This is a genomic window from Bifidobacterium sp. ESL0827, assembly GCF_052606685.1.
In genome coordinates this window covers 1,067,257-1,081,193 of sequence record NZ_CP199597.1, presented here as the reverse complement: position 1 = coordinate 1,081,193, position 13,937 = coordinate 1,067,257, and the positions used below count along the sequence as shown (strand labels likewise).

General features: G+C 63.4%; 10 protein-coding genes and 1 riboswitch. All 10 genes read left to right on the top strand.

The features are described 5' to 3' along the window. Positions 1–65 precede the first annotated feature (65 nt). Positions 66–224, bottom strand: a riboswitch (M-box (ykoK) riboswitch). A gap of 133 nt (positions 225–357) precedes the next feature. Then, positions 358–990 (top strand): NAD(P)H-dependent oxidoreductase, encoded by a 633-nt coding sequence (locus ACUIAI_RS04285; protein ID WP_445342764.1) that lies wholly within the window; start codon positions 358–360, stop codon positions 988–990. Further along, positions 987–2,150 (top strand): glycosyltransferase family 4 protein, encoded by a 1,164-nt coding sequence (locus ACUIAI_RS04280; RefSeq protein WP_445342763.1) that lies wholly within the window; start codon positions 987–989, stop codon positions 2,148–2,150. The genes ACUIAI_RS04285 and ACUIAI_RS04280 overlap by 4 nt, the downstream gene beginning before the upstream one ends. Positions 2,151–2,159: 9 nt before the next feature. After that, complete coding sequence (locus tag ACUIAI_RS04275; protein WP_445342762.1) at positions 2,160–5,366, top strand: UPF0182 family membrane protein; 3,207 nt, start codon at positions 2,160–2,162, stop codon at positions 5,364–5,366. Continuing rightward, entirely contained in the window at positions 5,363–5,893 is a 531-nt protein-coding gene (locus ACUIAI_RS04270) for a GNAT family N-acetyltransferase (protein WP_445342761.1), read from the top strand. Before ACUIAI_RS04275 ends, ACUIAI_RS04270 begins: the two co-directional genes overlap by 4 nt. 40 nt (positions 5,894–5,933) lie before the next feature. Next, the gene (gene pth / locus ACUIAI_RS04265; RefSeq protein WP_445342760.1) at positions 5,934–6,533 is read left to right on the top strand and encodes an aminoacyl-tRNA hydrolase; all 600 of its coding nucleotides are present in this window, start codon (positions 5,934–5,936) and stop codon (positions 6,531–6,533) included. After that, positions 6,523–10,125, top strand: coding sequence for a transcription-repair coupling factor (gene mfd, locus ACUIAI_RS04260; RefSeq protein ID WP_445342759.1), 3,603 nt, complete (start codon positions 6,523–6,525; stop codon positions 10,123–10,125). The genes pth and mfd overlap by 11 nt, the downstream gene beginning before the upstream one ends. Before the next feature lie 43 nt (positions 10,126–10,168). Continuing rightward, the gene (gene eno / locus ACUIAI_RS04255) at positions 10,169–11,464 is read left to right on the top strand and encodes a phosphopyruvate hydratase (protein ID WP_015021986.1); all 1,296 of its coding nucleotides are present in this window, start codon (positions 10,169–10,171) and stop codon (positions 11,462–11,464) included. A gap of 95 nt (positions 11,465–11,559) precedes the next feature. Continuing rightward, positions 11,560–12,144: an FtsB family cell division protein gene (locus ACUIAI_RS04250; protein WP_445342758.1), complete on the top strand. Its 585-nt coding sequence runs from the start codon at positions 11,560–11,562 to the stop codon at positions 12,142–12,144. A gap of 79 nt (positions 12,145–12,223) precedes the next feature. Beyond that, positions 12,224–12,916: a DUF501 domain-containing protein gene (locus ACUIAI_RS04245; protein ID WP_445342757.1), complete on the top strand. Its 693-nt coding sequence runs from the start codon at positions 12,224–12,226 to the stop codon at positions 12,914–12,916. Positions 12,917–12,927: 11 nt separating this feature from the next. After that, positions 12,928–13,929 (top strand): Ppx/GppA phosphatase family protein, encoded by a 1,002-nt coding sequence (locus ACUIAI_RS04240; RefSeq protein WP_445342756.1) that lies wholly within the window; start codon positions 12,928–12,930, stop codon positions 13,927–13,929. Positions 13,930–13,937 lie beyond the last annotated feature (8 nt).

Sequence of the window (13,937 nt, the reverse complement as noted above, 5' to 3'; positions counted from 1 at the left end):
CCCTCCAAGGTGCGGAACATCCCTGTCGGCAGCCTCGAAGACGGCGTGGAGATCGGCCATGAGCCGACCATTGTCATCGTTCAAGCTTCGGCTTCGCATGGTATTTGGCCCTGCATTAGTCCCTGCCTTGATCCGACGGGGACTGTTGACCTGCGCGGGGTGTCTCCACCACTTTGCGGCAGCATGCCTTGTCCATGCGGTAGCTTCACCTACCGACCACCCAATAACATAGATGGGCCCAGGAGCAGTGTCAAGCATTTGCCGAACCAGCGTTGCCGTCCTTGCCAGGACTGACAATGACAAGGGTCTGCACACAGTCAGTGCAGACGCGAAATGGAATGTAAGGAGCGAATCCCCATGAAGATCGTGGCAGTCACGGCCAACCCCGAACCCAAGAGCCTGACCGATGCGGCGGGCAATGCCCTGCTGGACGGGGCGGCCGAGGGCGGGGCTCGCACCGAGTTGATCGACCTTTGCGCAGAGGGGTTCAATCCCGTCTTCGGCATGGAGGACAGGACCCACTACCTGGGCCAGGGACCCATGCCCGAGGATGCCCAGGCCATGCAGGAGCGCATCAAGGATGCGGACGTGCTGGCCCTGGTCTTTCCCATTTACTGGTACAGCATGCCGGCCATCATGAAGGGCTTCATTGACCGGGTCATCTGCCGAGGTTTCGCCTATAACGCTGATGGAACCCCCGGGGCCCTGGCCGGGCGCCGGGTGGAGCTGGTCATGCTAACCGGCGGGGAAAAGGAATGGTACCAGTCCAGCGGCATCGGAGAGGCCCTGGACAACCAGCTGCGCAGGCAGACCTTCCTCAAGTACTGCGAGGTCGCGCAGGTGGAGACCATCTATGTGGACAATCTGGATTCGGGCAACGACGAGCAGCAGGCGCGCGAGGCAGCCGACCGGCACCTGGTGGCCTTGGCCCTCAAGGGTCGCCAGCTGGCCGCAGGGACCGAACCTGAAGCAGGCCAGGACGCTCAGTGACGCTCAGCATTGGGTTCGTCTTCGATGACACCCTGGATGTGTTTGACGGGGTCCAGCAGCACATTCTGACCCTGGGACGTGAGCTGGGCAGGCGGGGCCATAGGGTCCAGTACCTGGTCGGTCAGACCGCCCATCCCCCCGTTGATGGGGTTCACTCCTTGTCCCGCAACGTCATGGTCTCCTTCAACGGCAACAGGATGCGCATACCTCTGCCTGCACCCAAGGCGCCTATCCACCGGGTCCTGGAGGCCGGGCACTTCGACCTGTTGCACGTCCAGGCCCCCTATAGCCCCTTCCTGGCAGGGCGGGTCATCCGTGCCGCAGATCCGGCAACGGCCCTGGTGGCCACCTACCACATTGCCCCCACAGGAAACCTGCAGTTGCTGGGCGGTCGGCTTCTGGGGATGATCAACCGCAGGACCCATAGACGCATCGACAGGGTCATCGCGGTCTCGCCTGTGGCGGCTAGTTACGCCCGGCAGACTGCCGGTGTGTCCAGCAGGGTGGTGGCCAATCCCGTGGACGTGGCTGCCCTGCGTCGGGCCCGACAGGCCGCTGGCGACCAGGAGGTGGCGCGCCTGCACGGCCAGGGGCCGCATCTGGTTTTTCTGGGAAGGTTCGTGGCCCGCAAGGGGGCAGGGATCCTGCTTTCGGCCCTTCAGGCGGGGGAGCGGTCCGGCATCCTGCCCGAAGGCCTGCATGTGACCATGGCTGGCAAGGGTCCGCTGCTGGAGGACTGCCGTCGAAAGGCCGCCACCCTGCGCACCCCGGTGGCCTTCCCCGGCTTTGTGGACGAGAAGGACAAGCCCGCCCTGCTGGCCTCATCCGACCTGACCGTCTTTCCCTCAACCGGGGGCGAGTCCTTCGGTATCGTCCTGCTGGAGGCCATCGCCTCGGGCACGGCTCCGGTGCTGGCTGGGGACAATCCCGGCTACCGGTCCACCCTGATGGGCGACGAGCGGGCTCTGGTCCCCGTCGACTCGCCCAACACCCCCGAACTGATGGCCCGGCGAATTGCCCAGGCCTTAGGGGATCCCTCCTGGAGGCGGAATGTGCGCCACGACCAGCTGACGCTCCTGGACCGCTACGACGTGACCGTGGTGGCCGATCAGGTGGAGGAGGTCTACCAGCAAGCCATTCAAGACCGGCGTCTCATGTAGGCTAGGTACATGTCATTCTTTGATTTCTTCGGCTCCATGTTCGACCCTGAGGGCGGTCCAGGCGGACCAGGTCGGCGTCGCAATGAAGACGACCCGGTCATCCTGCACGTGCAAACCGATGGGGAGGGTTCTGACCAGGGGGGCAGCGGTACACCCCGTTTCCGCTTCCCCGGACCAGGTGACCCCCGGCTGACTTCCCGTAAGAAGTGCAATCAAGGGCCTTCCCGGGGCTCGAGGATCCTGGCCGTGGTTGTGGCCGTCGTCCTGGTCGTCTTACTGCTCCTGTTCGCGCTCAGTCGCTTCATCACCGATGTCATGTGGTTCTCCCAGCTGGGAGCGGCACAGATCGTCTGGACCCAGCTGGGCATCAAGGTGGGTCTGTGGCTGGCCTATGCACTGCTGCTGGCTGCGGTGACCCTGCTCTCGGCCATCCTGGCCATCCACAGCCGCCCTGATTCGCCTGACGGGTCTACCATCAGAGTCAGGGGCGATCTGATCGAGGTGGGCAAGGGAGTCTCTTCACGCACAGCGCTCAAGGTGGCCGTGGTGGTCTCCCTGGTCGTCGGCGTCTTCTTCGGCTTCCAGTTCAACGCCGACTGGAAGCAGGTGCTCCTGCTCTTCAACGCCCAGTCCTTCGGGGTGCGCGACCCCCAGTTTGGCCTGGACAACGGCTTCTATGTCTTCATCCTGCCCGGCCTGCAGCTGCTGGTCTCCTCCCTGCTGATGATGCTGCTGGCGGCCACGATATTCAGCCTGGTCACCAACTTCCTCATGGGCGGCATTCGCTTGACCATGCCCGTGCATGGACGCGGCATTCTGGAGATGACCCGTCCCGCCCGCCGCCAGGTGGCCCTCTGGCTGGTCCTGTTCATGCTGGTCTGGGCGGGTGACACCGCCCTGGGCGTCTTCGGCAGGCTGACCGAGGAGGGTGATCGGATCACCGGCGCCTCCTACACCTCGGTCAAAGCGGCCATCCCAGTGACCCTGATTATGGCCGTGGTCATAGCCCTGCTGGGCATAATCCTGGCCGTCTGGATTCTGAGGTCGCCCACCCTGGAACCCGGTCGTGTCCATGCAGGATCCCTGGGTTCGGCCGTCAAGCAGTGGAGGATTCCCGCTCTGGCTGTAGCCGTTACTATCGTTCTGTCCCTGCTGTTGACCGTTTTCTGGCCGGCACTGGTCCAGCGATTCCGGGTCAACCCCAACGCACAGGAGATGGAGTCCGCCTACATTCAGCGCAACATCACTGCCACCACCACGGCCTATGGGTTGGACAAGCTCAAGACTGAGGCCTACGATGCCACCACCGAGGTCCAGTCGGGCGCCCTTTCCCGGGATGCGGAGACCACAGCACAGATTCGTCTGTTGGATCCCCAGGTGGTCTCGCCCACCTTCCGGCAGCTGCAGCAGTCCAAGCAGTACTACACCTTCGAGGACACCCTGGCCGTCGACAAGTACGACATCGACGGAGTCAGCCAGGATACGGTCATCGGCGCTCGCGAGCTGGACCTGGAGGGCAACGACAACCGCAACTGGGTCAATGACCACACGGTCTTCACCCACGGATACGGCATCGTGGCTGCCTACGGCAACAAGGTCACCCCGGACGGGCAGCCCGAATTCTTCGAGCAGGACATCCCCACCAAGGGCAAGCTGACCGACAGCCAGCACTACGAGCCGCGAATCTACTTCTCGCCCAACGCGCCCGAGTACTCCATCGTCGGCGCGCCCCAGGGCTCATCGGGCTGGGAGTTCGACTATCCCACTGGCTCCAAGGGAGCCACCAACACCTTCAAGGGCAACGGCGGCCCCTCGGTGGGTAACTTCCTGGCCCGGGTCCTCTACGCCATTCGCTTTGGATCCGACCAGATCCTCTTCTCGGACCGCGTCACGCCCGATTCCCAGATCCTTTACAACCGCTCGCCCAAGGAGCGCGTGGCCCAGATCGCCCCCTATCTGACCCTGGACGGGCGCGTCTATCCGGCTGTGGTGGACGGCAGAGTCAAGTGGATCGTCGACGGCTATACCACATCTGACGCCTACCCCTACTCGCAGAAGGTCGACCTGGGTCCCATCACCCAGGACACGACCACCCTGAGCTCAGAGGCCGTCAAGGGCCTGGGTTCCCAGAAGGCCAACTACATCCGTAACTCAGTCAAGGCTACGGTCGATGCCTACGACGGCTCGGTGGATCTGTATGCCTGGGATGCCAAGGATCCTGTGCTCAAGGCCTGGCAGAAGGTCTTCCCCGGCCAGTTCAAGCCGCTCTCGTCCATCTCGGGCGACCTGATGAGCCACATGCGCTACCCGGAGAGCCTGTTCAAGGTACAGCGTCAGCTCCTCTCCCAGTACCACGTCAACTCGGCCAGCCAGTTCTTCTCCGGCGAGGACTTCTGGCAGACCCCCGTGGATCCGACCGGGACCAGCAAGGAACAGAAGGCCGGGATCAAGCAGCCTCCCTACTATCTGACCCTGCAGACCCCGGGGACCGACAAGCCCGCCTTCTCGCTGACCTCCACCTTCATTCCCGCCGGCACCTCCACCAGGGAGATTCTGACCGGGTTCCTGTCCGTGGATTCCGATGCCGGGTCAACCAAGGGTGTGATAGGCCCGGACTACGGGACCATCCGGCTGATGGAGCTGCCCAAGAATTCCAATGTGCCCGGCCCTGGGCAGGCCCAGAACAACTTCAACTCGGATGCCGCTGTCTCCACCGAGCTCAACCTGTTGCAGTCCGGATCCACCAAGGTCAAACGTGGCAACCTGCTGACCCTGCCCATAGGTGGCGGACTGATTTACATCCAGCCTGTTTATGTGCAGTCCAGCGGCGCCACCAGCTTCCCCTTGCTCAAGCGGGTCCTGGTGGCCTTCGGAGACAAGGTCTCCTCCTCGGCCACGCTGGATGCGGCCCTTGACAAGACCTTCCAGGGCAACTCGGGCGCATCGGCAGGCGATGCCGACAACACCGGACGTACCAATTCCGATGCTGACCAGAGCGAGCAATCCGACAAGGCCCCTGACAAGACCGTTGGGTCTGGCGGGACATCGGCCACAGAAGGGCAGGCCCTGAAACAGGCCTTGGACAAGGCCAACCAGGCCATGAGCGACGCGGATGCAGCCCTGAAGAAGGGTGACTTCAGCGCCTACGGTGAGGCTCAGAACCGTCTGCGTGAAGCCCTCAAGGAGGCCTCCGACCAGGAGGGCGGCAACAAGTGAGCGCCACCCCGCGCATCCGGCTCTGTCGTCGCGGGGACCTGGAGGCGGTCACCGCCATCTACAACCAAGCGGTCATGGATGGCGGTTCCACGGCGGATACGGCTCCGGTCAGCCTGGACCAGCGCCTGCAATGGTGGCTGGACCACGATCCTGACCAGGGCCATCCGGTCCTGGTCCTGGAGCAGGAGGGCAAGGTGCTGGCCTTCGGTTCCCTGTCGGCCTACTACGACCGGCCCGGCTACCAGGAGACCTGCGAGCTCAGCTATTACGTGAATCGCGACAGTCGTGGACAGGGCTTGGGCGCCCTGATGGTCCATTCCCTGCTGGAGCGTGCCCAGCAGGTGGGTATGCGTCTGGCAGTGGCGATCATCTTCGATGACAATTCGGCTTCCAAGGCCCTGCTGCACCGGTTCGGATTCAGCCGCTTCGGCTTCCTGCCCCAGGCCGCCTGGGACCGGTTCGCCCTGCATGACGTCTCCTACTGGAGCCTGTCCCTTGAGCGAAACGGGGTCGGGGAGCCTGTGTAGAATCTCACCGTCCCGTTTGAGAGCAGGAGGTATCACCTACATGGCATCCGATTTCTGGCTGATAGCCGGACTGGGCAACCCGGGTGACGAGTATAAGGGCACCAGGCACAACATGGGCTTCATGTGCGCCGATCTGCTGGCCGAACGCTGGTCGGTCAACCTGCGCGACCACAAGGGTCTGGCCCAACTGGGCAGGGGCACCCTGGATCTTGACGGACGCCGCATACCCTTCTTCCTGGCCAAGCCGCTGACCTACATGAACGACTCCGGCGATGCCTTGGCCTCCATCTGCTCTTACTACCACATACCTGTTGGCCGGGTCTTGGTCATCCATGACGACATGGACCTGGAGTTCGGCCGGATTAAGGTCAAGGCCGGCGGATCCTCTGGCGGGCACAATGGCATCCGTTCCATCGACCGCTCGCTGGGTAGCAACGCCTACGCCCGGGTCCGCATGGGGGTGGGGCATGCCCGGAGAGGTCCTGATGCCCATCGGCGTACTGTGGATTGGGTTCTAGGCACCTTTATTGGCGATCAGCGCAAACGCCTGCCTGAGTTCCTGGCCGACGGCGCAGATGCCGCAGAAATCGTGATCACCAAGGGCCTCAGCCAGGCTCAGGAGCAGTTCAATGGTCGATGAGCATACACAGAAGGCGGAACCCCAGGAATCGCTGAACGGGTCTCTTCGTCCTCTTCTGGACGACCTGCAGGCAGATGCTGCCTTCACCAGATTGGTCCAAGGAGACTCCCAGCCCGCGGCCGACACCGACACCTCCCTTATGGTCCAGGCTCCCCAGGGCATCAGGCCAGCCCTGGCCGCCGCAGCAGCCGGTGGGGCAGCGGTTGTTTTGGTGGTCCCTTCCGAGCGTGACGCCCAGGAGATGACCGGCGCCATCCGCTCCTGGTATGAGGGAGACCCTGGCGACGTGGCTCTGCTGCGCTCTTGGGAGACCCTGCCTCATGAGCGGCTCTCGCCCCGAGCAGACACCGTGGCCTCCAGGATGGCCGTCTTCAGGCGACTGGCCCATCCGGTCCAGGACGATCCTGATTTTGGACCCATCCGTATCCTGGTCATGCCCGTGCGCTCCCTGTTGCAGCCCGTGGTCAAGGGCCTGCAGGATGTGGAGCCTCTGGTCTTTCTGCGCGGCCAGGAGCTGCCCCTGGACCAGGCGGTCGAAGCTCTGGTCCGCAACGCCTATACCCGGGTGGACCTGGTCATGGAGCGCGGCCAATTCGCTGTCCGAGGTGGCATCCTGGATGTCTTTGTCCCCACCATGGCCCACCCGGTGCGCATCGAGTTCTTCGGCGACGAGGTGGACACCATCCGCAGCTTCCACGCCTCCGACCAGCGCACCTACGGCCCTGACCTGGACCGGATATGGGCGCCGCCCTGCCGCGAGCTGCAGCTGACCGACCAGGTCCGCGCCCGCGCACGTTCCCTGATCGGGAACATTCCCAACGCCGATGACATGCTGGAGTCCATCGCCCAGGCCATTCCTGTAGAAGGCATGGAATCCCTCCTGCCTGCCCTGGTCGACGACCTGGTGCCGGTAGGGTCCATGCTGCCCGAGGGCGCTCTGATTCTGCTGTCGGAGCCGCAGCTGCTGGCTCGCTCCGCTCAGGACCTGGTCAAGACCGCCAACGAGTTCCTCGCCGCCAGCTGGCATGTGGCAGCCTCCGGGCAGGGTTCGGGCGCGCCTATCAGCTTCGACAGGGCCAGTTTCCTGGACTACGACGAGGTCATCTCATCCCTGGAGTACCGCAAAGGGGAGGTCTGGAAGCTGACCGACTTGTCGGTGGACCCGGACCGGGAGGGGACCGAGCGTCTGGATGCCCTGGCCCCGGACCAGTATCGCGGCGACGAGGATCGGGCCGCCTCGGGCATCGCCTCTCTGCTGGAGCGTGGCGACCGGGTTGTGGTGACCGCTCCGGCCCAAGGGACGCTGAGCCGTCTACGTCGGGCCGTGCAGACCACGGGAATCACCGGGCTGGAGTACCACCGCTCCCTGGCTGTGGACGGCTTTGTGGACCAGTCCGCCCATCTGGCCCTGCTGACCGAGCGTGACCTGACCGGGCGCACCAGCGTGGCTGCCGGAAGCAAGACCTCCAACCGTCGGCGCAAGGCCATCGACCTGGACGAGCTCAAGCCCGGCGACTATGTGGTCCACGACCAGCACGGCATCGGCCGCTTCCTGGGCATGCGTCAGCGCAGCGTGGGCGTGGGCCCCAGCAAGGGCAGCCGGGAGTATCTGGTCCTGGAGTACGCCCCCTCCAAGCGCAACGCCCCGCCAGACAAGCTCTTTGTGCCTGCCGACCAGCTGGACCAGGTCAGCCGCTACGTCGGTGCCGAGATCCCCAGACTCAACAAGCTGGGCGGATCCGATTGGTCGGCCACCAAGGCCAAAGCCCGCAAGCACGTCCACAAGATCGCCCAGGGACTGGTCAAGCTCTACTCGGCCAGGCAGCGCACCAAGGGCTTCGCCTTCAGCCCAGACACCCCCTGGCAGAAGGAGCTGGAGGATGCCTTCCCCTACCAGGAGACCCCCGACCAGCTGACCGCCATCGACGATGTCAAGGCAGATATGGAGAAGCCGGTGCCCATGGACCGGCTGATCTGCGGGGATGTGGGCTTCGGCAAGACCGAGATAGCCATCCGTGCCGCCTTCAAGGCAGTCCAGGACGGCAAGCAGGTGGTGGTTCTGGTGCCCACGACCCTACTGGTTCAGCAGCACTATCAGACCTTTACCGAGCGCTTCGAAGGCTTCCCGGTGGACGTGGCCGCCATGAGCCGCTTCCAGACCGCCAAGGAGAACCAGGCCACCATGGAGGGCCTGGCCAGCGGGGCCGTAGACGTGGTCATCGGCACCCACAAGCTGCTCAACCCGCGTATCCGCTTCAAGGATCTGGGCCTGATGATCGTGGACGAGGAGCAGCGCTTCGGCGTGGAAGCCAAGGAGACCCTCAAGGCCATGCGGACCAACGTGGACGTCCTGTCCCTGTCTGCTACGCCCATTCCGCGCACCCTGGAGATGGCTGTGACCGGCATTCGGGAGATGTCCACTTTGGCTACGCCCCCCGAGGATCGTCTGCCTGTACTGACCTATGTGGGTGCCTACGAGGACGCTCAGGTGACTGCGGCCATTCGCCGCGAGCTCCTGCGCGGGGGCCAGATCTTCTACATCCACAATCGAGTGGAGGACATCAGCAAGGTTTCGGCCAAGGTGCAGACTCTGGTCCCCGAAGCCAAGGTGGGCGTGGCCCACGGCAAGATGGGGGAGAAGCAGCTGGATGGGGTCATCCGCGACTTCTGGCACCGTGACATCGATGTGCTGGTTTGTACCACCATCGTCGAGACCGGCCTGGATATTCCCAATGCCAACACGCTGATCGTGGACCGGGCCGACCGCTTCGGGCTTTCCCAGCTCCACCAGCTGCGCGGACGTGTGGGGCGAGGCCGTGAGCGCGCTTACGCCTACTTCCTCTACGACCCCAGCAAGCCCATGACTCAGACCGCCCACGACCGGCTGGCCACCATTGCCCAGAATACGGCCCTGGGGTCCGGCTACGACGTGGCCATGAAGGATCTGGAGCTGCGCGGCACCGGCAACCTTTTGGGCGACGAGCAGTCCGGCCATATCGAGGGGGTCGGCTTCGACCTCTACGTGCGCATGGTCTCCGAGGCGGTGGAAGAGTACAAGGAGCCTGGGCGGACTGAGCCGGTAACTGTCAGCATCGATCTACCCTTGGAAGCTTCTATTCCGGTGGACTACATTGATTCGGACAAGCTACGTCTGGAGGCCTACCGCAAGCTGGCCTCCGCCCGCAACGAGCAGGATCTGCGCGACCTGCACGAGGAGCTGACCGACCGCTACGGGCGTCCGCCGGCCCAGTTCGACACCCTCTTCGCTGTGGCCAGACTGCGGGCCAAGGCTCGCTCCTTGGGCATAGCGGAGATTGCCTCCCAAGGCTCTAGAGTGCGGATCAGGCCCGTAACCATGCCTGACTCCCTACAGGCCAGGATCGCACGAATATACAAGGGCAGCCAGTACCGCCCTGTGACGCAGACCCTGCTGATTCCGGCGCCATTCGCGGGCTCCCTGGGTTCGGGACCCATGGATTCGGCAGCCATGACCACCTGGGTTGACACCCTGCTGGACGACCTGGCCTGGGGACTGCCCAAGTCCTCCGACGATGGCACGCCAGCGGGTCCCGCGCCCGTCCAACAAAACTAGTATCCTGTAAGAGACATCACAACAACTTATTGAAGGAGCAGTTGTGGCAGCAATTGAAAGCGTGTTCGCGCGCGAAATTCTTGATTCCCGTGGCAACCCGACCGTCGAGGTCGTTCTGCAGACTGAGGACGGCGCCGAGGGGCGTGGTCTGGTTCCTTCCGGTGCTTCCACCGGCGAGGCCGAGGCCTGGGAACGTCGGGATGGCGACAAGAAGCGCTATCAGGGCAAGGGTGTGCTGGACGCCGTCAAGGCGGTCAATGAGACCATCGCTCCCAACGTCATTGGTATGGACGCCACCGATCAGCGTGCCCTGGACGAAACCATGATTGATCTGGACGGTACCCCCAACAAGGGCAAGCTGGGCGCTAATGCCATTCTGGGCGTCTCCCTGGCTGCGCTCTATGCGGCTGCTGAGTCCGCCGAACTGCCTCTCTACCGTTACCTAGGCGGCACCAACGGCCACATCCTGCCCGTGCCCAACATGAACATCATGAACGGCGGCGCCCATGCTGACTTCGCCACCGACATCCAGGAGTACATGATCTCCCCCTACGGCTTCGACTCATACCGGGAGGCCCTGCGCGCCGGCGTCGAGGTCTACCACACCCTCAAGGGCATCCTGAAGAAGGACGGCCATGAGACTGGCCTGGGCGACGAGGGCGGCTTTGCCCCCAAGATGAAGTCCAACGAGGACTCCCTGAAGTACATCGTCGATGCCATTCAGGCTGCCGGCTACGAGCCTGGCAAGCAGATCGGCCTCTGCCTGGACGTGGCCTCTTCGGAGTTCTACAACAAGGACACCGACAAGTACCACTTCGACGGCGAGGACCGCGACGCTGACTACATGCTGGACTATTACCAGGGCCTGGTCGAGAAGTACCCGCTGGTTTCCATCGAGGATCCCTTCGCTGAGGAGGACTGGGGCGCCTGGCAGAAGATCACCGCCGCCATGGGCGACCGCCTGCAGTTCGTGGGCGACGACCTGCTGGTGACCAACCCCAAGAGGCTGCAGAAGGGCATCGACCTGAAGGCCGCCAACTCCCTGCTGGTCAAGCTCAACCAGATCGGCACCGTGACCGAGACCCTGGACGCCATCGAGCTGGCCACCGCCAACGGGTTCACCTCCATGGTTTCCCACCGTTCCGGCGAGACCTCTGACACCACCATCGCCGACCTGGCCGTGGCCAAGAACACCCGCCAGATCAAGACCGGTGCTCCGGCCCGTGGTGAGCGCATCGCCAAGTACAACCGTCTGCTGGAGATCGAGGAGGAGCTGGGCTCCACCGCCGAGTACGCCGGCTACAGCGCCTTCAAGGCCTGCAAGAAGTACACCAAGTAAGGCCTTGCTGGTCGGGCTTAAGCCTTTGCAGGTTTTGACCCGGCCGTACAGTCTTTCACCCGTGGCGGTCCGCGTCGGCTGCCACGGGTATTTTTATGGGTATGGCCAAGAACAAGCGTGACGGCGGCGACCGGCGGACAAGCAGGCGGTCATCGGGACCCATCACCTTCTTTGTGGCGGTCATCATCGTGGCCCTGGGGCTGATTCAGCTGGTCTCCACCTTCCACTCCTACGCCATTAATCTTTCCGAACTCAACGGCCTGCGCAACCAGCAGGCCCAGCTAGTCGAGCATAAGCGTGACTTGGAGAACCAGATCCGGCGCTGGGACGACAAAGCCTATGTAACTGCCCAGGCCAGGGATCGGCTGGGATTCGTCTTCCCCGACGAGGAGGCCATCCGGGTCTTGCATCCGGAGGCGGTCACGGGCAGCAAGGACAAGGACCAGGCCGGAAGCAAGGGGGTCCGGGCCCCTAGGAAGAATTCCCTGCCCTGGTATCAGGAGATGGCCTACTCCTTTGCCAAGGCCGACCAGGACCCGGCGGCCAATGGGAACAAGGGGAGCACAGGTCAGCAACCAGGCGACGGAGCCAGTCCGAATGGGTCCGCCAGTCCAACTGGTTCCAACAGTCCAGGTGGATCTGATAGTCCCTCTCCATTCAAGGGCGGGGGAACGCAGTGAACTCCGAAGGTTCGGATTTCGCCGCGCCAATGGTTAATGAACTTAGCAGTAGCAAACAATCAGGAAAGATGAGGACAGCGTGATCAAGGCCCAGGAAAGGCCCCAGGCAGCAGTGGAAGCTCAAGCCGTAGATAAGGTCCGGGTCGAATCTAAAGCATCCAGCCTGGTTACTGACCGGGACCTGACCATGGTAAGAGATCGAGTCCAGGAGCTTCTGGCGACGCCGGCCACACCGGATCAGATAGCCGCCGTTAACCAGCAACTGGGCCGTTTTCCGCGGGGCATGGTGGCCGTGGGCGCCCGCTGCGTCTGTGGCAACCCCCTGGCTGTGGTTACCCGGCCTCAGCTGGAGGATGGCACACCCTTTCCGACCACCTGCTATTTGACCAGCCCCGAGGCTGTCAAGGCCGTCTCACGCTTGGAGGCCGACGGCATCATGTCCGACTGGAATACCGAGCTTGGTTCGGATCCGGATCTGGCCAGCGCCTATTGTAGGGCCCACGAGCTCTATCTGGCCTTCCGCTCTGCCCTGGCTCAGCGGCTGAGCGACGACGAGAGTCACATAGTCGGAATCTCGGCCGGGGGCATGCCCAAGAGGGTCAAGTGTCTGCATGCTCTGACCGCTCAGTCTCTAGTTATGGGCCCTGGGGTCAATCCACTGGGTGACCGGGTTCTAGGCCTGGTGCGTCAGGTGTTCGATCCGCAGGTCTGCAGGTGCGCCCAGCCCTGGGCCGAGGCATCCATACAAGAGAACCAGCAAGAGAACCAATGAAGGGGGCTTCCATGGATCAGGTAACAGTGGCGGGCGTGGATTGTGGCACCAACTCCATACGTCTGCTGATAGCCCAGGTAGACCGGCAGGGGCTCCATCCAGTGGTTCCCAGGCTGATGCGCGTCATCCGACTGGGGGAGGGCGTGGACCGCAATCATCGCTTCTCCGATCAGGCCTTGGAGCGGGCCTTTGAGGCCTGTCGGCTCTTCGCCCAGCAACTGCAGGAGCACCCGGTGGATGGCCTGCGCTTTGTGGCCACTTCGGCCACCAGGGATGCCGACAACCGGGAAAGTTTCGAAGAGGGGGTGCGCTCCATCCTGGGGGTCACGCCCGAGGTCATCAGCGGTTCCCAGGAGGCTTCGCTGAGTTTTTTGGGAGCGGTCAGTGTGCTGGAGCAGCGGGGCAGCGACGGCATGCCTCCTGCTCCATACCTGGTGGTTGACCTAGGCGGCGGCTCCACCGAGCTGGTCCTGGGCGGGGACGGGAGCGATCTGCCTGTTGACCATGTCAGGGCCTCCTACTCAATGAACATCGGCTCCGTACGGATGACCGAGCGCCATCTGCTGGATGATCCGCCCAGCCAGGTGCAGATCGGCCAGGCGCTTGAGGATGTTGACAGCTGGATCGACCGGGCCTTCGACAAGGTCCCTGTAGCTGGGGTAGGCAGTGTGATCGGAGTCTCCGGCACGGTCACCACCATGAGCGCTCTGGCCCTGGGATGCCAGGTTTACGATCGCCATGCCGTCGATGGTCAGTCCATATCTGTCGAAGCGGCTCGCCGGGTTGACGACAAGGTGTTGAACATGAGCCGGCAGGAGCGTCGGGGACTCAAGACCATCCACCCCGGTCGTGTTGATGTGATCGGCGGTGGCGCCCTGATCTGGAACTGTCTGCTGGAACGTCTGGGCCAGGCCAGTCCGAGTGCGCTGGCTTCGGGAACCTATGTGGCTAGCGAGCACGGCCTCCTGGACGGTCTGGTCATGGATTATGGTCGGACCCTCCTGCGTGAATGATATACTAA

Coding starts and splice junctions, on each gene's coding strand:
- ACUIAI_RS04285 (WP_445342764.1), top strand. CDS start 358: ATGAAGATCGTGGCAGTCACGGCCAACCCCGAACCCAAGAGCCTGACC.
- ACUIAI_RS04275 (WP_445342762.1), top strand. CDS start 2,160: ATGTCATTCTTTGATTTCTTCGGCTCCATGTTCGACCCTGAGGGCGGT.
- pth (WP_445342760.1), top strand. CDS start 5,934: ATGGCATCCGATTTCTGGCTGATAGCCGGACTGGGCAACCCGGGTGAC.
- mfd (WP_445342759.1), top strand. CDS start 6,523: ATGGTCGATGAGCATACACAGAAGGCGGAACCCCAGGAATCGCTGAAC.
- ACUIAI_RS04250 (WP_445342758.1), top strand. CDS start 11,560: ATGGGTATGGCCAAGAACAAGCGTGACGGCGGCGACCGGCGGACAAGC.
- ACUIAI_RS04240 (WP_445342756.1), top strand. CDS start 12,928: ATGGATCAGGTAACAGTGGCGGGCGTGGATTGTGGCACCAACTCCATA.